Source organism: Acidiplasma aeolicum, assembly GCF_001402945.1.
Taxonomy (GTDB): Archaea; Thermoplasmatota; Thermoplasmata; order Thermoplasmatales; family Thermoplasmataceae; genus Acidiplasma; species Acidiplasma aeolicum.
Window position 1 is genome coordinate 1 of the sequence record NZ_LKBG01000023.1, and the last position, 21,606, is coordinate 21,606.

The window sequence follows — 21,606 nt, forward strand, 5'->3', positions numbered from 1 at the left end:
CATAATTTTTTAAAATTTTAATAATCAATTATCAATTCATTACATAATCACATATTTTTATAAAAATTTATATAATGGCAATTGTCCGCTTAACAAGTCTTATATACTATATTGCTTTTAATTCAAAAATGAAACGATCTGATGTTACCTATAGCGGTCCCGAAAGGGCACCCAACAGGTCTTACATGAAGGCCATGGGGCTTACAGATCAGGACCTTGAAAAATATATTGTTGGTGTTGCTGCAGCATGGAATGAGGCAGGTCCATGCAATATTCATGTCCTGTCACTTGCGAATCATGCGAAGGAGGGTATAAGAAATAGAAACGGAACACCAAGGGTTTTTACCACGCCTGTTGTAATAGACGGTGTTGCAATGGGCACAGAGGGGATGAAATACTCACTGGTGAGCCGTGAATTAATAGCAAATACAGTTGAATCCACTGTCAATGCCCATAGTTATGACGGCTTTGTTGCACTTTCAGGCTGCGATAAGACCAGTCCAGGGATGATGATGGCAATGGCCAGGCTTAACCTTCCGTCAATAGTGATGTACGGCGGAACCACACTTCCCGGATACTTCAATGGAAAGCAGATTGCTGTTGGAGACCTTTTCGAGGCTGTTGGCGCATACATGAACGGGAAAATGTCGCTTGCAGAGTTAAAGCTCATGGAGGATAAGGCCGTACCAACTGCAGGATCATGCGGTGGACTTTATACTGCAAACACAATGGCAATGATGACCGAGGTTCTTGGACTTGCATTGCCGGGCAGTGCATCGCCGCCTGCAGTGGACAGTGCCAAGGAAAAGTATGCATATGAAACCGGCCGCACATTAATGGATTTAATTGAGACAGACCTTAAACCAAGGGATATACTAACTCAGGAGTCATTTTACAATGCAATCTCTGTTTTGATGGCATCTGGGGGTTCAACCAATGCTGTATTGCACCTGCTTGCAATAGCCCATGAGGCCAATGTTAAAATAGATCTGGATGACTTCGACAGATTATCAAGGAAGATACCTGAAATTGTTAACATGAAGCCATCAGGTGAGTATGTCATGGCAGATCTTGATAAAATCGGCGGTGTTCCAATATTAATGAAGATACTTTTGGAGCATGGCATTTTAAATGGGGAACAGCTCACTGTAACAGGAAAAACCATAGCAGAAAACCTTAAGGATATAAGGGTTGCAAATTTAAATAATGTTATATACGATTATGATAAGCCGCTTAACCCTACCGGGGGCATAAGGATACTAAAGGGATCACTGGCACCAGATGGTTCTGTTTTTAAGATATCGGCATCAAAGGTTAAGTACCATAAGGGCCCTGCAAGGGTATTTGATTCTGAGGAAGAAACATTTAAGGCAATAAAGGCCAGGAAAATAAAAGCCGGTGATACTGTAATAATCAGGTATGAAGGGCCAAAGGGTGGACCGGGCATGAGGGAAATGCTATCGGTCACATCAGAAATCGTTGGTGAAGGTCTTGGAGAATCCGTTGCCCTTGTTACAGATGGACGGTTTTCCGGTGCAACCAGGGGAATAATGATAGGCCATGTGGCACCAGAGGCCATGGATGGCGGCCCCATAGCACTTGTCAGGGACGGAGATATGATTGAAATAGACGGGGTAAACGGAAAAATAAATATCCTTGTCAGCGAGGATGAGCTTGAAAGGAGAAAAAAGGAGTGGAAAAAACCGGAGCCAAGGTATAAGACAGGCCTGCTTCACCAGTATTCAAGGCTCGTTGCATCCTCTGCTGTGGGTGCCTACCTTGAATAAAACATACAAAATATTTTTTAAGTATTTTCAATAATCATTTTTAATAATTTTATCTTATGGGTATTATTTGCATTATCAAAAAAAAAATAAAGTTTAATATAAAATAATTAACAGGACCTAATGATAATTCAATTGTTTTGCTGAAATCCAATAAATAATTAAAATGTGTGTAAATAAGCATAAAAACTTCATGAAAAGTGGTTCATGAAGACTTAAAATTATAAAATATTAAAAAACATTGAAATTGAGAAAAACCAGCTGCATTATTTTAGTCTATCCCCATAAAAATACAAAAGACTAAATATTTTTAATATATAAACACAAATGGAAGATATAAAGTCAATTGAGGAACAGATGGAAAAAACGCTTGAGGATTACAGGTCAAAAATAGAATCTATAGTAAATTCAGAATATGAAAAATTGAATACAAAAACATTAAACAATCAGGATGATGAAAATGTTTCAGGTGCCCTTACAATGATGGAATCAATTAATATTGATATTCTGCACATCTTAAGAGACCTTGACGACCTTATTTATTATTTAAATGAGATTAAAAAATTATAAAATTTATTTTATTAGTTTCCCTTATTTCCCTCTGCCTTCTTTGCATTTTCCTCCATTGAAAACCTTTCTATCTCGGCATTTGATGGCGGGTATGACATGTCAAATCCAGTTTCCCCATGTATTGCCATATCTCCTATCTTAAGATTCTCCTCCTTTTCCTTTAATGGTATAAACACACCTATAAGCTTTAGTATTCCATAGGTGAGTGCAAATACATATATTATGACGACCACAGCAGCAAATGCCTGTATGCCGAGCTGATAGAAATCACCGTATATTGCGCCCCTCAATCCCGGGTCTACGTACTGTGTGACAACAGGGTCGGCCAGAACACCTGTAAGAAGCCCGCCAACAACACCCGCAACGGCATGTGAGGAGAACACACCAAGGGTGTCATCAACCCTGAATTTTGGTTCTATTTTATATAAAAATATCCATGGTATTATTCCGGTTGCTATTCCTATTACCATGGCACCGTATATATTCACGTATCCTGCAGCAGGAGTAATTCCGACAAGCCCCGCAATGGCGCCCACGGATGCACCAATTAATGACGGCTTTTTAAAGAACTTCATATCCATCATCATCCATGTAATCATGCTCACGGCCGTTGCCACATTTGTGTTTATTATTGCAATGCCCGCATCAATTGTGCTTCCATACGGGTCACCACCATTGAAGCCATCCCAGCCGAGCCATATCAGGCCAAGTCCAAGCATGACAAGGGCAAGGTTGTTTGCCTTCATGTGCATTTCCTCCTTGATTCTGGGCCCTATGGCAATTGCAGCGGCAAGTGCGCCTATGCCCGCATCAACATGTATTACATAGCCACCGGAAAAATCCACTGCGCCAAGCTGGTTCAGCCACCCACCTGCAAAGAGCCAGTAGGCAACAGGGCTGTATACAAGAAGCGACCAAACAGGAACAAATATCATCCATGCCTTGAAGTTCATCCTCTCAAGTATCCCCCCCATCAGAAGCACCGGTGTTATTGCGGCAAAAACAAACTGGAAGAACATTACAGTTGAGTTTGGAATCGTAAGTGCCTGCTTAAGCGGACCAACAATGGCCTGTCCCCCGATAAAGCCCCCGCTCATTGCCGGCGTTGGAATTCCAAGGATGTAATAACCATCTATCTTTAAAATGCTTGATGTGCCAAACCCGAAGTTATAGCCTGCAATAACCCATATTACCAGAACGGCAGCAAATGCATAAAGGGCCATCATCATTGCATTGACCATGTATTTTCTTTTTGTTAGCCCGGCATAGTAAAGTGCAAGCCCTGGTATGCTCTGTAGACCTACAAGGGTTGCTGCAGTAAGCATCCATCCATTATTGCCATTGCTTAACCACGACGTATTTGTTAGGAACATCGTCAAAAAACTTCCATTAAGCATATAATATAAACCTAAAATGCATAATATAATTTACCATGATTTTTCTGTCATTTTATTATAAAAAATTTATTTTAGGAACAAAAATTCAAAAAATTAAAATATTAACAGGTAAAAATGCAAGCCGTGTCATTTAATAACGCGGTGTTATGACCGTGAATTTTGAATCCAGATATTTTATATTTTTTGTTCCCATGGATGAATCAAACTCATTGATTAAATTTCTAACCTCCTGAATTTCATCCTGATTAAGCTTTCTGTACTCATAACTTGGAATTTCATGCTTGCTCATCATCTTCCTAACGTATTTTTTTGCCTCATCAGGGAGTTTGTCAAAAATGTCAATTATGTTTTTGTTTTTCATTGAAATGTAAAAATCATTGTCTATTATGGATGCCTTTCTAAGAGCCATGAGCATGCTTCTTACGTATTCTTGTGATGGCTGCAGTCCAACATACTTTTTATTAATTTTTTTCCTTATTATTATTTTCCCGCCTATCATGCCGGAACCGATATATTTACCTGTATATGCATTGTTGTTTGCAAATGATATTATAATGCCCCCGGACATGTACTCACCAAGATAGTCGGCAAATCCACCATTAATGATCATTACTGGTTTATAATCCATGTATGCCCTCATCTGCAGGCCTGATCTGTTTCCAACGTTGCCCAGCACAAATATTTTTCCGTTCTGAAAGGCCTGTCCAAAAACATCGCCGGCATTTCCATGAATTCTTATGGTTCCGCCAGTCATTGTATCACAGCAGTCATCAGCAACGTTGCCATACACATCAACATCATGGTTATAATTAAGGTTCATAAGGCAGTTCCCGGGGTTTCCATATAATTTTATATGTTTATTTCCAGCAGGGAATTTCATGCCTATGTATCTGTGGCCCAGTACATTTGAAATTATAATATCATGCTTATTTAACGCCATAATATGCGAATCAAGATCATTGTATTTTACTGATGATGCATCTATATCTGCATCATTATATGAATAAACATAATCTGTTATTTTATGTCTCGTTCCATGGCTTATTATTCCCTTTTTCATTGATGCAATAAAATATGAACCGGGCTCCATGGGCCATACCGTGGCATTTTTGTTAATATTCCTTATCTGGTTCTCCTCGCTGGCAATGTAATAATTATTTTCATCTGAACCCAAAATAACAGGCCTGAGTTTTGTCTTATCTGTAAGGCATATCATGTATAAATCATCGCCGGAATCATATCCGATAATTAATGTATATGGCCCATCAAGCACTGCACCACGGTACTTGTATTTTATAACAGGGTCATCACAGTTGTTTGACATTATCTTCACGGCTGTTATTAAATCAAAGTCCCTTAAAAGCTCCCTGAATAAAAAGGCTATAACCTCGCTGTCAGTGCCAACAAAGCTCCTCATTCCCCTTGATATTAAAAACTCCCTGTTTGCACCAAATGAGCTTATATCACCGTTATGGACTATTGCTATATTAAATGATGAGAATGGATGGGACCAGTATGGATAATTTCCGGGTGAGTTTGTTGGCTGCCTTGTATGGGCCAGCCACATATCGGCCTCCTTATCATATATATTGAACGCCCTGGCAACATCTGCCGGAAACCCAACACCCTTAAAGACATTAAGTGATTTTCCTGCACTGTAAATCCTGCCACTGCCATTAATCCAGAGTTCATCGTTAATTTCATCAAGTGCATCCTCATTATTATATAATGAAACATTAAAGCAGTAACTCTTTGTATTGCCTGCATCCTCAAATGTTACATTATCTGGGTATATGCCTTTTTCAGCAAATATCTTTTTAATCTCATCCTCGGTGCCATTAAAAAATGTTTTTATTGTATAATAATTGTTTGAATCCAGATTAAATGCAGCATAGCCAGACCCCTTATCGCTTCCCCTGTATTTTATTAGCTCAAGGGAATTTGCAACATTATTTCCGCATATCTTTTTTGAATCAATTTTCCTCAAAACACCCAAGAGACCGCAGCTTGATGGAGAATAATTCATAGTGAACCCGCCTCATCAACTTTTATTCTTGACTCTATATCGATATCAAGATTCACGCCCCTCATTAATTCTCTGTTGCCTGTGACAGAATATTGCAAATTTGATACACCCATGGCACCGGCAATTAATGCAAGTTCCCTTCTAATGACAATCAGAAAATTTAATGCTTTTTCATTTAAATTTGAATAATTGTTGTTAAGTGCATCCGTGAAAATGCCTCCGTTGAGTATGATGGTATCCGCACCAAGTGCAAGATATTTAATTATGTCACCGGTATTTCTCAAATTATTAAGGTAAACAAGAAGATCGAAATTGTATCTTGTGCCATTGTTTTTCAGATTTATGTCAAGGTCTGATAGCCTCAATTCCTGATATTTTTCAGGGAATATTATGAAGCCATCCAGACCATGACCTCCGGCAGGGCCGTATCTTATATTATTTTTTACAAGCAAATTACCATTTTTTAATATTGTCATCTTTTTGAATCCCTTTTTATACGATTTATCAACGATAACGCTACCTGTGAACATTGATGCCCAGTAAAGCGACGACCTAACATCCTCCGGCTCTGAGGAAGCATCAATTATAACCGGCATTGGAATTTTAATCCTGCCATGCGCCAGATAAAAACTGGTATCTATATTTTCCCTGTATGGATCAATGGGCGGCCTTGTAACCTGTGCCCCATCAAGCCTGAGAAAATCAATTATCCTTGATGGTCTGGCAACCTCCGGTGATGCTGTGCTTCCCATGCTTGTTATGGGGACCTCGCCCTTTGTAATAATCTCATTGAGGTATTTTTTATTTGGTTTGAAGTCATCAAGCATTATAGTTGAATTGGATTCTGCATGAATCTTAAGAACATCCGCAGCTCCTTTTGATATATTTTTTGCCGCAAGCAAATCCTTCCTGCCTGTTAATTCTTTTATGGAATTAAATCCAAGATTGTCCAGAATGCCCGCAAGCTCAAGCCTGAAACCTGTTATAAAATTGACTATATTGTTTATGCCGAAATCAACATCATAAATTCTTTTACCGTCTATTTTATTTGTAAGAGCCGTGGGGCAGAACCCAAGGTTGCACTTCCTTACCATGATGCATCCCATGGAAATTAATATGGCCGTGCCCATGCTGACCACATCTGCACCCAGAGCATACAGCTTTGCCGCATCGAGTGCACCGGTAACCCTGCCTGCGGCTATTATCCTAAATTTATCCCTTAAATTCTCCCTGACAAGCGCATCATGGGATGATGCAACGGCAAGCTCAATTGGAATGCCAAGGTTATCCCTGATTACCTCGGGGGTTGCGCCTGTGCCTGCCCCCTGTCCATCTATTATGACCCCATCGGCACCTGATCTGGCAATTCCGGTAACTATATATGGTATATAATTTGTTGCCGCAACCTTTACAAATACAGGTTTTCCTGTGGCTATTTTTAATGCCTCTATCCTCTGTGATAAATCCTCTATGGAGTATATATCATGGTGGGGCGCCGGTGAGATTGCATCTATATTCTCAGGTATTCTTCTTGCCCTTGATATTTTTTCGGTAACCTTGCCCGCTGGGAGGTGGCCTCCTATGCCGGGCTTGGCACCCTGACCGATCTTTATGACTATCCCTGAACCAGAATTTATGGTTTTATAATCCACGCCAAATCTGGCGGAAGCCCACTGGACATATATTCTCCTATTATCACGTATTTCCGGAAGAAGGCCCCCCTCACCGGTACCGGCAAAGGTTTTTGTAATCTCTGCCGCCCTTGCAATTGCTATATTTGGATTTCCACTTAGGGCACCAAAGGACATGTCACCTAAATAAAGCGGAACAGAAAGTTCCAGTCCCTTGAAATTTATCTCTGTGCCTGCAAGTGTGGAACGCAAATCTAGAGGCATATTCTTGAAATATATCTTGTCCAGTATTCTATTGCCGCTATCTGAAGGATTAAAAATTCCAGTGGGTTTTCCAGTGTATGCAAGTTCTCTTATGTGGTCAATTATTCTGTCTGTCCAAAAATCTGCTTCCTTCTGATTGGGTACATTAATAAAATTATCAACTATATTGGCCATGTGCAATATGATAGATTGTGTCTAGCTATATATATTTTTTGTCGAATTGTGCAATTATGAAGTAAATTAAAAAAATATTAATCTCAATAATAAAATAGGCTAAAGGTTATCAATATTTATCCATCCATTATTAATTAATCTCTGCCTCAGCAATGATATATTCAGGCCATTATATTCATTTAATGTTTTAATTTTCAATGCCCTTGATACTACATTTTTTGCAGTTTCCTGATGCCCACGCTGGTTATGCACATTTGCGGCGCATATTAATATCAGGAATCTTAAGGTTTCCTTTTCAATTCCATATGAATCTCTCCATATATTTTCAAGAACCTCATGGGCAAGCCAGTACATGCCATTATTCATCAGTTCCAATCCATCATAAAAATTTTTGTTATTACTAAAATTATCGACATTAATTACCTTATAACTCCTTGAAAAGAGGTCTGCCACAACCCTGTTAATATAATCATATGATGCAATTTCAACATGATTTTTCCCTATTCTAAGATCATAAATATTTTTATCAAGCAATTTGAATGATTTTAATAAATCATCACGCATATCATTTTTAAGCATTATGTTATAAACATATATTAACAACATGGCATAAGACGTTTAAAATATCTAAATATTTTTATTACCACATTTTCAGGATATAAATTGTGTTTATTCTAATAAATTTCTAATTATTAAAAAAAATCATCCAGTGTTTCATTTTTTGTTATTTTCCCAAGCCTGACGCCGACCCTTCTTATATTTCTCTGATCCTCGTTGATGATCCTGTTTAATAGACCTATTGCTATTTCAAGTGCGCGGTTTTTATCTATTCTTGCACCTGTATATGACCTTGATAGTATTGAAATATCCTCCATAATGGCAACAAGGCTTAACTCAGATGGCAGGCCTGGTGCCTTTTCATATGCTGAATCAATTGCCTTTTTTACATATGGTATGATGATATTCACATCCCTTGTATTCTCAGGCAATGTCATGTACCTACCAAAATTTTTCTTCTCCCTTGGTGTTACAGGTTTATTGTATGTATTATTTGCTATATCATAAAGATAATTATATTTGGCAGTTCCAATTATGTTGATAAGTTGATCCCTATCTGCATTGATTACATCTGTGATATATTTAATACCAGCATCATTTAGCCTCTGCCCTATTACTTTGCCAACACCAGGTATTTTGCTAATCTCGAGGCCCTTTAGAAAATCCTGAATCTCTGATGGCCCAACAGACTTTATACCATTGGGTTTTGCCATGTCACCAAGAACCTTTGCTATTGCCTTGTTAACTGAAACACCAACAGATACCCTTACACCCGTTTTATTGTATATCTCATCCTTAATCTTTTGTGCTGTGTTAACAGCATCATTAAAATCTTTACATGAATCTGTTACATCAATATACGCCTCATCAATGCTGGCAATTTCAATTTTATCAGAGTATTCGGAAATTATATCCATGATATGGTCAGACCATTCCTTGTAAATATCCTTTCTTATGGGCAGGAAAACGGCCCTGTCCTTTCCTATTTTCATTGCCTGTGGAAGTGGCATTCCCGATTTTATGCCGATCTTCCTTGCAAGGTAATTTGATGTTGCAACCGCCCCGCTTGTTTCAGTTCTTCCGGAATAAACGCAGACAACAACGGGCTTTTCCCTGATTTCTGGATTTAATATCTCCTCTACCTGTGCAAAGAAGTAATCAAAGTCAATGAAAATTATAAACTGAGGCATTATAAAATAAATATTTAATTCATATTTTAACATTTTGAATAAATTTTAATTCTTATATGGTTATTATCATCAAATGTCAAGTGTGTTTATTGCGCCAAAGAGCGAGGAGGAATCATATAAAAAACTGCTCGAAATGATAAATAACGGCATATTATATAAGGACATTGAAAAATATCTAACGCCAGAGAATAAAAAAATTTTAGGATTAAAGGAAAAATTTTATGGCTGCGGGTTAAGAAGGACATTAATAGATTATTATAACATGATAAACATTAACGACAAAATTATATTTTATAGAAAAAAGGATCTTGTATTCTATGGAAAAATAATAGCAAAGCAGTATATACCTGAGGTACCAGATATTTATGGTTGGCCCATAAGGCATAACATGAAGAGGTCCTATGTTTATTTTTTTGATAATATTAAACCAATTAACATATCTGTTTATGTTTTTAACGAATTTAATTATAATATTATGCCACTAACGCATTTTAGCAATATTAATAATGAAGTTATGGATAAAATAAATGAAAGATATGGGAGTTTTGACAGCTTTATTGATGTTAAAAATAAATACATTCATTTTTTTTAATGATTTTATTAAAATATTTTTGTATATATAACGATAGCTTGAAGGATAAACAAAATAAAATTTACAAATTTTAATATTATTCGGCTTGTTCTGACCATAAATTTATTTATAAATGAATAATAAAAAAATAATTCCATTTAAAGCAAAAATCATGGTTTACTGCCCTAGGCAACAAGTACTGTACGTGAAACGCCGGTATATATCATGCCACGATCCGATCTGGTTTGATTTTAGACTGTTTTCAGAATTCATGGATTTAAAATTTTTTATATTATTAATATTTCTGCGGGCTTAAATAGAATAAGTTATGGAAAAACAAATAATTAGATTAATAATAACATAATGCATACTAAATTATGCCAGATAATTCAATGGAATTAATAGGAAATTCCAGATTTAAAGAGGCGGTTAACACTCAATTTGCAAGACTTCTTATTGAAAACCACTGCCCGGAAAATTTGCTAAAAAAATATTTTATTCAGGATTATTTTTTTGTACTTGAGGATATAAAAGTTTTAAATAAATTGATTGATATATCAAATGATAATTATGCTGAAAAATTCAGACGGTTCAAACACATTGTTGAGAATGATGAGATAAAATTTTTTACTGATTTTTTTGTTAAAAATAACATAAATTCTAAAAATATTGAGTTATCAACATGCACAAAAGAATACATAAATTTCATGGATGAAGTAATAAATTCCAACGATTTTGTATTAATATTATCAATGCTCCTTGCAGGTGAATGGATTTACCTTGAAACATTTTCAAATAAGAATTCTCAAAATGATTATATAAATACCTGGGAAAAGCTGCATTCCGAAGATTTAAGAATATTTGTTAATTTCATGATTGATATAATAAATAATGAAAATATAAATGATAAAATTATCAATGTATTCAAAAATACTGTTGAACTTGAAATAAAATTTTTTTGCCAGTTTTTAAAAAATTAAAATTCTTATGATTGCAAAATTTGATTTTTATAAAAATTATTATCAATCCTTGTTATATATCTCCTATCTTCATTGTTTTCATGCTTCCTCCTGTAATAGTATGTTATCCTGTTAATTCCAGAATAATAGCATGCTTTTTTTACTTCAATTCCATTATTATTCATCTCATTCACCGAACTCATCTTTTCCTCCTCATATAATTTTTTTTAATATTTCATTTGCTATGGTCATTTCACCTATTATTGAGTTAAGATTCTCATTCTCCTTCATTAAAGACTTATCAGGATCCTTTCCTTCCAATCCCTTTTTGCCTCCTTCTAAAAACTGTTCCCTCCATTTATAAAATAGTGATACTGCTATTCCATGGTTCTTGGATATTTCTGCTATTGTAATATTTGGATTCTGGAATAATTCCATTATAATATTGAATTTCTCCTCACCAGCCCATATTCTTCCAGGCATTTTACATTACCCACCTTTGTATATTTATATAAATCCGTCTTTATATAGAGCTCTTTAGATGTGTTTAACTTTAAACTATCCATAACCAAAATCAAAGGTAAAGGAAAAGGATATAGAAATAATGGATGATGCAAATAAAATGTTTAGGTGCAATAATAAGGAAGAGGCCATAGGTAAATTCAATGAGTTTAAGAATAAATGGGAGAATAAGTATCCTAATATAATATATAATACTGAAATAAAGTTAGGTGAATTATTAAGATTCTATGATTATCCATCAAGAATAAGGAATTTATTAAAATCAACAAATATTATAGAAATAATGAATGAGGAAATAAGAAGAAGGATAAAAACAGTATCATCATTCCCTGGTGGGGACTTTGCAATGAAAATATTCTATTTAAAATCAATAGAATTCAATTCTAAGCATGCATTCAGGAAGATGAACGGATACTATAAATGCCATGATGAAATTAAGGAGATGTTCAATAGGAGGTATTATTTATAAATACACAAATATGGTACACAACCTCTAAGGTAGCCAGATTAACATCCATATTTAATTTAATCAGTCTTCTCCGACCCCATAAATAGTTCTCTCTGCTACTCCGGCTTTGGGATGTTTGATGCCCCTGTAGGCGAACAATAAAATTATCATTTACACATAGTAACTATAATGTTTATAAAACCATTTTTTTCCATATAATAAATTCATATATTATTGGAAATAGTTATATCCGGTTTTAACATCAGCAGTAACATATGGAAATAGAAAAAATTCAGGATCCTTCTGAAATCTCCGCATTTATGGATGTCATTAAATCGGCATGGAACACTGACAGTGCATTAAACGGCTTTAAGGATACAATACATTCAATGGCATATCATGGAGGTTTTGTACTGGCCGCATATGATAATTCAGAGATTGTTGGCATCAGTTTTTCATATCCCGGTTACAGGCATGGAAAAACATATTTATATTCACATATGACCGGTGTTATATCGGACAAAAAGTATTCTGGTGTTGGCTATATGCTCAAGAAAAAGCAGATGGAGCTTGCGAGGGAATATGGATATGACCTCATTGCATGGACCTTTGACCCCATGATGAGCCTCAACGCCTATTTTAATATTAACAAACTTGGTGCATTTTCAAGGACCTATATTGATAATTTTTACGGTGAAATGCATGACGGTATCAACGCAGGGCTCCCAACGGACAGGCTTGTTGCCGAATGGTACATTAATGATGATTATGATAGGTCCTATGATAATGTGCAGTACATAAATTTTATTGATGCATCACAGTTTATTGTCTCATTTAATTTAAATAATTTAGGATCAACCATTGGCCTGAAAATATTTCCAGATTTTATATCATTAAAAAATTATGACATAAAAAAGGCACTTGAAATCAAGCTTCAATACAGGGATATCCTTAAAAGGCTCTTTAATTCAGGTTATGTTATTATTAATTTTGAAAAATTAACATCATCATACATATTAAAGAAAAATTATAAATTAAAACAGGAAAATATATTTTTATAAGGGAAGATCCCAGTCATCATCCTTATAAACCTCTCCAAGGGCTGCCTCAACCTGCACCCTCTTCTCAACAGCAGCCACAAGTTTTCTCACATGCACAACTGTGTCTGGATTAACAGAAATATCATCTATGCCAGCCCTGACAAGGAAATCGACGATCTCATCGTATTGTGATGGTGCCTGGCCGCATATTGATACGATCTTTCCATCCCTGTGTGCAATTTTAATAAGGTATTTAATTGCCCTTTTTATTGCAAGGTCTCTCTCATCGAACATTGAGCTCATCTTGCCGTTGTTCCTGTCAGAACCGAGCATTAGCATTGTTAAATCATTTGAACCTATGGAGTATCCATCCACATATTCATTGAATTTATCTGCCAGTATTATATTGCTTGGAATCTCTGCCATAAGGAAGAGCTTGAAATCCTTGGTTCTCTCAAGGCCGTTTTCCTCCATTATCTTTACAACCTTTTTTAATTCCTCAACGGTTCTTGTAAATGGTATCATGACCCAGAGGTTTTTAAGCAGGTTCTCATCCCTTGCCTTTTTTACGGCCTTTAATTCTAATTTAAATGCCTCCATGTATTTTTCATCGTAGTACCTGGATGCGCCCCTCCATCCCAGAAGGGGATTGTCCTCTACCGGCTCAAATTCTGATCCACCCTTTAAATTCTTGTACTCATCAGATTTGAAATCGCTGAATCTAAGCACAACAGGCCTTGGTGCAAACGCCCTGCATACTTTCACAAGGGCATCTGAAAGTTTGTTAACAAAGTAATCGCCACGGCCGTTCTTAATTAATGATAATGGGTGCTCTCCTATTTCGGTCCATATAAATTCCTCCCTCATGAGGCCTATACCGTCAACAGGAAGCTTTGCTATTCTTGGTGCAAGTGATGGCTCTCCCATGTTAACCATGATCTTTGTGCCTGTTATTATCTCAGGCTCCTGGTATTTTACCTCCTCCTCTTCCTTTTCCTCCTCCTGTGCAAATTTACCAGAGTATATGACGCCATTGGAGGCGTCAACAGTGACAACGTCACCATCATGCAAAATATCAGTGGCCTTCTTTCCAAATGATGATGTACCGACTATGCATGGAACCCCAAGCTCCCTTGAAACTATTGCTGCATGGCATGTTAATCCACCCTCATCTGTAATAATTGCCTTGGCCTTTTCCATGACAGGAACCCAGTCAGGTGCTGTCATTGTAGTGACAAGAATTTCTCCCTTGTTAAATTTGGAAATCTCATCCGGTGATGAAAGAACCTTGACCGTTCCGGTAACATTACCGGGAGATGCTGGCAAACCCTTCAATATAACATCATTCTCAACATTTTCCTCATTAACCTCCATTTTATTATCACCTGTTTTTTTATTGCTCCATACGGTCTCAGGCCTGGCCTGGACAATATAAATTTTATGATCAATTGAATCCTTGGCCCACTCAATATCCATTGCGTGGCTGTAATGTGCCTCTATTTCCTTTCCATAGGAGGCAAGCTCAAGGATTTCCCTATCATTAAGGGATGGCTCCATGGCCTTATCAGAGCTGACAACAAGCTCCTCGGTTCCACCCGTTTCAAGGCACTTGAGCATCTTATTTTTATTCGATATCATTCTTTTTTCTATCTTCATTGTTGCCTTGTCAACATAAAATGTATCAGGTGTCACCGTGCCGCCAACAACATACTCGCCAAGACCATAGCTTGATTCTATAACAATCTTTGATGTATCGCCATTGGATACATCAAGTGTGAACATAACACCTGATTCCTCAGAGAAGACCTGCCTCTGGACTGTTGCCGAGAGTGCTATCTGGAAGTGTGAGAAATTCTTCTTCTGCCTGTAGTATATTGCACGCGGTGTAAATAAACTGGCATAGCATTCCTTTATCTTCTCAAGGACCTCGTCATCACCCTTTACATTAAGGTATGTTTCCTGCTCCCCGGCAAAGCTTGCGTCCGGAAGGTCCTCTGATGTTGCAGATGATCTTACCGCAACGAACACATTTCCCTCTGATTGTATCAGCTTTGAATAGCATTTCCTGACCTGGTTTTCAAATTCCTTCTGGAATTTTGCCTTTAAAAAAAGGTCCTTAATGGCCTTGCTGGCACCGTTCAGTGATTTAGTATCATCGACATTGGTTGACTCTATAATACCCTGTATCTTATCCTTTAAATTATTATAATTTATAAAATCATTATATGCTTTTGACGTTGTTGAAAAACCATTTGGCACAGGTATCTTTCCGGTACTTGCCATCTCACCAAGGTTTGCGGATTTTCCACCCACAATACCAACATCATTTTTATCTATCTCATTAAACCACAGAACCAAGGCACTTTTTTTATCTGTCATCATCGATTTATTTTGTCATTATATATAAAGTATGTTGCTTATATTCAAAATATTTCGATTATTGCCGATAATTAAATATTATATAAACGAAGAAATATAAATATGTCTAATATTTAAAAATTTTCATTTTATATGGAAAATCCTTTTTTAATTGGATTTCCATTTAAATTATGCAAGTATTTATGTTAATATACATAAAACAAAAATCTTAAATATAACACATATAATTATTATGTTTATTATCGATTTTTGAAGTTTTAATTAGGTTAAAAAAATTAAACATCGGTTATTTAGCATTTCCCCATTAGGTTATGGACATAAAAATAATAATAATCCTTGTAGTAGTTTTATTCCATATTTTATGAATGAAATATATTACAATGGTTATCATTCTTCCATTTTAAACATAACCAATATATTATAATTATGAATAAGCCTCCATGAAAAAGCTCCTTTTATTTGATGTTGATGGAACGCTAATGGAGGAATCGCCGACACATACAGAATCCTTTAATTATGCCTGCAGGAAGGTTTACGGTGTTGAAACTGATATTTATTCATTTCCAAGGCACGGTATGACAGATACCGGCATATTATACGGACTGCTGAAAAGGGCAGGGCTTGATGATGCCAAAATATCAGTTCATATAAACGATGCACTTAAAATAATGCTTGAATATGTCAAAAATAATATAAAACCAGAGGATTATAAATTATTAAATGGTGTAAACACTGCATTGAAAGAATTTTATGACCTTGGATACACACTTGGGCTTTTAACAGGAAACATACAGGGCGTTGCGGAACTTCGTGCTGAAAAGGCCGGAATATCCAAATATTTTTCCACAGGGGGCTATGGAAGTGACAGTATGATAAGATCAGAACTGGTTTCGTATGCATTAAAAAGGCTTGGCATTAAAATCGATTTAATGAATGTTTATTTAATTGGTGATACGCCGCTGGACATAAAGGCTGCCAGGGATGCAGGGGCCAGGGCCATTGCTGTCGCCACAGGAATATATAAAATAGATGAACTTAAAAATGCGGATTTATCATTAAACTCACTGGAGGAAAAAAATAAAATAATAGAATTTTTAAAAAATCAGTAATCATTTGATGCCTTCTCAAGGCTCTCCTTTTTAAGCTCCGGCCCAAGAATAACCTCCGCTATTCCACCGATAATTAGCACAATTCCGGTTGAAACAAAGACGTAAAAAAGCCCATGCGACAGGAGCGCCAGAAGGACAAATGGCCCTATGATTCCACCAAGCCTGCCGAATCCTATTGCTGTTCCAACACCGGAACCCCTTGCCCTTGTTGGAAACATTTCACCTATCTGCGGATAAAGCAGTGCCGCAGCAGCGTATGTAAAGAAGTACATGATTGAAAGAATTGCAATGAATGCAATGAAGTCTATGCTGTGCACAAGGGCGCCAAGTATAATTGCAACTATGCCTGCAAGGATGTATGTGAGCATTATCACCGGCCTTCTGCCTATAATATCAAGGAGGTATGCCCAGACAAAGACGCCGAGAACGCCGGCACCCAACACCGCGCTTAATATTAATCCAGTATCCTTTGACTTTATGAAATAAATATTTGTGAATATTAATGGTATAATTGAAAATGCGGCGTAATATGGCCATGTTTCTGTAAAGTTAAGTATCCATGATAATGCTATCCTCTTTTTGTATTTTTTAAATATAACACTGAAGCCCTCTGATGCCTGCGGTCTTCCATAGTCAACCGGAACCTTTACAGTTCCATTTGCAGGGGATAATTTACCCTTCTTCTCCTCTATTTTTTTCTCTATGCCAATAACCAGAAGCTCCGCCTCGTCAACCTTGCCCTTCCTTAATAAATATCTTATTGATTCCGGTAAATCAAGCCTTGCAATGAATATGAAAACTGCAAGGACCACGGCGGTTAAAAATGCTATCCTCCAGCCATAGCTCAATGGCAGGTATGCAATGGCAAAAAATGACACAAATCCTGCAATAAATGTACCGAAATCAAACATGACACCGTTTCCTGTTCCAACTGAAAAACCCCTGTTTTTCGACGGTGAAAACTCCTCAAGCGCTGTAATTGCCGATCCAAGCTCACCACCTATACCAAAGCCGGCAATGGCCCTTGATGCTGCCAGCATTATATAATCCACTGATGCTGCTGATAGCAGTGATCCAAATGCTATTATTGCCATGGTAATTATAAATAACTGCTTTCTTCCACGTATATCGGCCATGGCCCCAAGAAGGATTCCGCCAAGCATCTCACCCACAAGGAATATTGGTGTGAGTGCCACGGCCTCACTGGATGTTAGGGAAAATAATTTTTCGACTGTTGACAGAGTTGAACCGCCTATTGAGAGTACAAGCCCCTCAAGGAACATTCCACCGGCAAGTATGAACCATACCTTCCAGTGCCACGAACTCCATGGAAGCCGGTCAAGCCTCGGAAGTAAATCTGTTTCAATTTCATTACCATTTTTTTCCATAAATGTTTATATCGTTTTTTCTATATATAAATTTATAGATTATTACATTACTATGGGAAATATATATATTTATGGTAAATGAAAATTAATATTAAAAAAAATTGCTGTAATAATAAATAATAATAATTTATGTACACTGTAAATACTGGATTAAAAAAGGTTATAAATTTTATAATGCATACATTTAAAAATGCGCTATGTTTATATATTCAGCACAGTTAAGGCATTATGATTTATGGGTTTGAGGGAAGAATACCAAAGATAAGTGATACCGCATATGTTTTTGAAAATGCCACAATCATAGGCAATGTTATAATAGGCAATCATGTATGGATTGGCCCGGGAGCTGTTTTAAGGGGCGATTATGGCACAATAGAGATAGATGATTACTCTGCAGTAGAGGACAACTGTGTGATTCACGCAAGGCCTGGTGAGAAAACATACATAGGAAAGCATGTAACCATTGGCCATTTATCGGTTATACATACTGGTACAATAAGAGATTATGCTGTAATAGGCATGAATTCTACTGTCTCTGATTTTGCAGAGGTGGGCACATGGGCTGCTGTTGGCGAGGGTGCTGTTGTTAAAAACAAGGATAAAATACCGGACGAATCCATAGCTGTTGGTATTCCGGCAAGGGTTATAGGCAGGGTATCCGAGGATTACAAGAGGTTATGGACGGACTATAAGAAAAATTACAATACGTTCACGGAGAGGTATAAAAACAACCTGAATAAAATGTAATTTGAGATCAAATAAATACCTTTTACTTAAATATTTTATCCATAATTTTAGAAAGATGAAATAAAAATTCTAATTCTCGTAAATTATTGATAATATATTTATGTTATGATAGAAATGATTAAGTAACACCTATCTAATATTTCTATTTATGGTTGATGATAATAAGGATGTTGAACCTGTTAAAAATTATGGACTGAAGAGAAATGCCGTGGGCTTAATCCATGCCGTATTTCAGTCGCAGTCACACGTTGCCCCTGCAGCTGATATCGCCCTGCTTATTACAGGAACGGCCGCAATAGCACTTGGTGCAACGCCCCTGGTCATTTTACTCGCATGGGCCGGTTACTTTCTTCTGGTGAACACCAATTACCAGTTTTCAAAATACATCTCAAGTGCCGCGGGATATTATGGCTTTGCCGCAAACGGCCTTGGAAAAAGATGGGGCATTTTTACGGGCTGGCTATTCCTTGGCAATGAAATGCTTGCATATCCTGCCTTTGCGTTTCTGGGTTCATCATCATTGATATATCTTCTGACACCGCAGATTTCATCCATACCATATCTCTGGATAGTTTTTATACTTCCATTTATGTTCTTTGTATTTATAATAGAATACCTTGGAATAAAGCCATCATTGAACTATGCATGGATAGCCGGATTAATCGAGGTGCTATTTCTAGTCATAACCAGCATTATAATAATTTTCCTTGCAGGGCCATCAAACACAGCCTCAGTTTTTACACTGGCACCTGTTGGCGGCAAGCTACAGCCTGTATTCCTTGCATTTATAATAGGATTTACCACCCTTGCGGGATCAGGATCGGTGGTGGCAATAGCAGAGGAAACAAAGGAGCCAAAGAGAAACATACCAATGGCTCTGGTGCTCGTCATGATAATCGATCTTTCTGTTATACTTGTTACATATGCCCTTACTGTTGGCTGGGGCGTGTCAAATATGGGCACATTTGCAACATCACCTGACCCCGGTTTAATAGTGTATAAAAAATATCTTGGCATAATAGCAGAAATAGCCTTTGCGGTCATAATATATAATAGCTATTTCATGTTTGGTCTGGCGATTAATAACTCACTGTCAAGAACATCCTATGGCATGGCAAGGGATAATATAATATTTCCAAAAAGGTATTTTGCCGTAACGCATCCAAAATATAAAACACCTCATAGAATAATAATTTTAATCACAGTATTTGGGTTCTTCTTTGCACTTATAAATGGTCTCATCTTCGGGCCGTTTAACGGCGGTGTCTATCCTTTCATAATGATAGGATTAATGCTAATACTAACACATATGATCAATAATTTCGCACTCATAAGATACGTTAGGGCCAATAAAATAAAAATGAAGATTCTTCAGCACATAATAATACCGGTAATAGGGTCTGCATTTCTAATACTGGCAATATATTATTCATTTGTACCGCTTCCATCTTATCCCTATTCAATATATGCAATAGCTGCAGGTGTATGGATTATACTCGGAATAATATACGCATTAATAAAATCAAGAAATGTGGAGGAAATTGCAACAGTAAATGTTGATTAAAAAATATATTTTTAAAAATAGCATGCTGCATAATTATTAACCTCATTTACATGCCTCCTTTAATTTAAAATTATTATAAAAATATACCCTCAACATCATTTCTTGTATTTATGTTTAAAGACCTTATTACCTTACAAGATAATCTCTTTATTCCAGAGAAGCATTGTATTTATGTATTTTTTATAATACTAAAATATCATATTTTCCATTGATATCTGGATACGCATATGTTGCCATCCAGTTATTAAGAACCAGTGTAACTCATTGAATTATTATACAGATTTTAATAGTTAATATGTCTATGATGGCTATTTTTATGATTATTTGATCTATATAACCATAATGCATTATCTTGGTAACAAATTAACCTTTGATGAGATCATCTGGATAATAAAAAAGAATAGAAATTTTGAAGATGCGATATCTGCCGGTGAAGCTTTTTTGAATATGCCTGGACTGAATTTAGTTGATATAAATCAGGATTTGCTGGCACTTTCAATGGTTATCATGAAACTGTATAAAACCAGTCCAAGAGATTCAATTCATGCAGCAACTGCAATAACACAAAAGGCAAACATCATTATATCTGAAGACTCCGATTTCGATAAAATAAAGGAATTAAAAAGAAAAAGCATAATAGATTTTAAAATGCATTAGGTTATTCATTTAGATTCATTCAAAACAAATTACACCTTTCATTATTTTATATCCAAATTTTGTTGAGTCTTAACTACAATAGTTCAGATAGTTATTTAATGAGCGTTGAATAATTATACTGCTGGATCGTATATTTTAAATGCCATTAAATTTTTTATTTGTATCTATTAAATCAATAATCAATATTGTAAGCCTTATTATTGAATATTATAAATTGTATACCTTATATTTTATCATAAATATTATCCATGAATTTTTTAAATTCTTTCCTAAAATTAATTTTTGCCTATGGATATATTTTATTTGCCTTTGTTTTAAATTTATTTTTTGAATTCCTCTATTCTTAAATTTTTATTTATTATATTATTTTTAGTTTCTCTTTGACTGTCTTTTCTATTATGTCCTCCACATACGATATGTTTATATTGTCATATTCCATATTTTATTACCTCCTGCTTTCAAAAGAGGTATTTCTCCCTGTTATTTAATGATCATTTCATTATTAACAGGGGGGATTTATATTTACACAAAATATGGCACACAACCTAAAATTTCCTGATATCTTCCAGGTTTTTTTATATTTATGCAGGTGCCGGGATTTGAACCCGGGTCGAAAGCTTGGAAGGCT

General features: G+C 36.1%; 18 protein-coding genes and 1 pseudogene. 10 read left to right on the forward strand and 9 right to left on the reverse strand.

Annotated features, from left to right (window positions below):
* The first annotated feature begins 128 nt into the window (after positions 1–128).
* Both ilvD and AOG54_RS01045 read left to right on the forward strand, forming a co-directional pair.
* Entirely contained in the window at positions 129–1,787 is a 1,659-nt protein-coding gene (gene ilvD, locus AOG54_RS01040; protein WP_055032282.1) for a dihydroxy-acid dehydratase, read from the forward strand.
* Positions 1,788–2,111: 324 nt separating this feature from the next.
* Entirely contained in the window at positions 2,112–2,354 is a 243-nt protein-coding gene (locus tag AOG54_RS01045; protein ID WP_048101392.1) for a hypothetical protein, read from the forward strand.
* A gap of 11 nt (positions 2,355–2,365) precedes the next feature.
* Here the strand turns inward: AOG54_RS01045 and AOG54_RS01050 are convergent, their stop codons facing one another.
* The 5 genes from AOG54_RS01050 to AOG54_RS01070 all read right to left on the reverse strand — a co-directional run bounded on the left by AOG54_RS01050 (position 2,366) and on the right by AOG54_RS01070 (position 9,594).
* Complete coding sequence (locus AOG54_RS01050; RefSeq protein WP_082180442.1) at positions 2,366–3,751, reverse strand: ammonium transporter; 1,386 nt, start codon at positions 3,749–3,751, stop codon at positions 2,366–2,368.
* A gap of 130 nt (positions 3,752–3,881) precedes the next feature.
* Positions 3,882–5,777, reverse strand: a complete 1,896-nt coding sequence (locus AOG54_RS01055; protein ID WP_048101390.1) for a class II glutamine amidotransferase — start codon at positions 5,775–5,777, stop codon at positions 3,882–3,884.
* Positions 5,774–7,846 (reverse strand): FMN-binding glutamate synthase family protein, encoded by a 2,073-nt coding sequence (locus tag AOG54_RS01060; protein WP_054964157.1) that lies wholly within the window; start codon positions 7,844–7,846, stop codon positions 5,774–5,776. Before AOG54_RS01060 ends, AOG54_RS01055 begins: the two co-directional genes overlap by 4 nt.
* Positions 7,847–7,945: 99 nt before the next feature.
* The gene (locus tag AOG54_RS01065; RefSeq protein WP_084795448.1) at positions 7,946–8,452 is read right to left on the reverse strand and encodes a DUF309 domain-containing protein; all 507 of its coding nucleotides are present in this window, start codon (positions 8,450–8,452) and stop codon (positions 7,946–7,948) included.
* A gap of 86 nt (positions 8,453–8,538) precedes the next feature.
* Complete coding sequence (locus AOG54_RS01070) at positions 8,539–9,594, reverse strand: Y-family DNA polymerase (RefSeq protein WP_055032285.1); 1,056 nt, start codon at positions 9,592–9,594, stop codon at positions 8,539–8,541.
* Positions 9,595–9,667: 73 nt separating this feature from the next.
* On the opposite strand from AOG54_RS01070, the gene AOG54_RS01075 reads away from it, so the two are divergent.
* A complete protein-coding gene (locus AOG54_RS01075) occupies positions 9,668–10,186 on the forward strand; it encodes a hypothetical protein (RefSeq protein WP_048101387.1) in 519 nt (172 codons plus the stop codon).
* A gap of 356 nt (positions 10,187–10,542) precedes the next feature.
* A complete protein-coding gene (locus tag AOG54_RS01080) occupies positions 10,543–11,145 on the forward strand; it encodes a TenA family protein (RefSeq protein WP_055032284.1) in 603 nt (200 codons plus the stop codon).
* Positions 11,146–11,150: 5 nt separating this feature from the next.
* Here AOG54_RS01080 and AOG54_RS09640 read toward each other — a convergent pair whose 3' ends face one another.
* Together AOG54_RS09640 and AOG54_RS01085 are read right to left on the reverse strand one after the other, a co-directional pair.
* Positions 11,151–11,327, reverse strand: coding sequence for a hypothetical protein (locus tag AOG54_RS09640; RefSeq protein ID WP_156150295.1), 177 nt, complete (start codon positions 11,325–11,327; stop codon positions 11,151–11,153).
* Between the two features lie 10 nt (positions 11,328–11,337).
* On the reverse strand, positions 11,338–11,607 hold the full coding sequence (locus tag AOG54_RS01085; RefSeq protein WP_054964107.1) for a transposase: 270 nt from the start codon (positions 11,605–11,607) through the stop codon (positions 11,338–11,340).
* Between the two features lie 88 nt (positions 11,608–11,695).
* Here AOG54_RS01085 and AOG54_RS01090 point away from each other — a divergent pair.
* Positions 11,696–12,115: pseudogene (locus AOG54_RS01090) on the forward strand (transposase); the annotation flags it as partial.
* A 254-nt stretch (positions 12,116–12,369) separates the two neighbouring features.
* Positions 12,370–13,155 (forward strand): hypothetical protein, encoded by a 786-nt coding sequence (locus AOG54_RS01095; RefSeq protein WP_054964110.1) that lies wholly within the window; start codon positions 12,370–12,372, stop codon positions 13,153–13,155.
* Here AOG54_RS01095 and ppsA read toward each other — a convergent pair.
* A complete protein-coding gene (ppsA, locus tag AOG54_RS01100) occupies positions 13,150–15,513 on the reverse strand; it encodes a phosphoenolpyruvate synthase (RefSeq protein ID WP_054964111.1) in 2,364 nt (787 codons plus the stop codon). The genes AOG54_RS01095 and ppsA overlap by 6 nt on opposite strands.
* A gap of 440 nt (positions 15,514–15,953) precedes the next feature.
* Between ppsA and AOG54_RS01105 the strand changes: the two genes are divergently transcribed.
* Entirely contained in the window at positions 15,954–16,622 is a 669-nt protein-coding gene (locus tag AOG54_RS01105; RefSeq protein ID WP_054963756.1) for an HAD family hydrolase, read from the forward strand.
* On the opposite strand, the gene AOG54_RS01110 is transcribed toward AOG54_RS01105, so the two are convergent.
* Positions 16,616–18,010, reverse strand: coding sequence for an MFS transporter (locus AOG54_RS01110; RefSeq protein ID WP_054963757.1), 1,395 nt, complete (start codon positions 18,008–18,010; stop codon positions 16,616–16,618). The genes AOG54_RS01105 and AOG54_RS01110 overlap by 7 nt on opposite strands.
* Before the next feature lie 228 nt (positions 18,011–18,238).
* Here AOG54_RS01110 and AOG54_RS01115 point away from each other — a divergent pair, with 228 nt between their 5' ends.
* The 3 genes from AOG54_RS01115 to AOG54_RS01125 all read left to right on the forward strand — a co-directional run bounded on the left by AOG54_RS01115 (position 18,239) and on the right by AOG54_RS01125 (position 20,978).
* Complete coding sequence (locus AOG54_RS01115) at positions 18,239–18,757, forward strand: gamma carbonic anhydrase family protein (RefSeq protein WP_054964156.1); 519 nt, start codon at positions 18,239–18,241, stop codon at positions 18,755–18,757.
* A 148-nt stretch (positions 18,758–18,905) separates the two neighbouring features.
* Positions 18,906–20,321 (forward strand): APC family permease, encoded by a 1,416-nt coding sequence (locus AOG54_RS01120; protein WP_054964155.1) that lies wholly within the window; start codon positions 18,906–18,908, stop codon positions 20,319–20,321.
* Positions 20,322–20,663: 342 nt separating this feature from the next.
* Positions 20,664–20,978: a type II toxin-antitoxin system VapC family toxin gene (locus AOG54_RS01125; protein ID WP_054964154.1), complete on the forward strand. Its 315-nt coding sequence runs from the start codon at positions 20,664–20,666 to the stop codon at positions 20,976–20,978.
* Positions 20,979–21,606 lie beyond the last annotated feature (628 nt).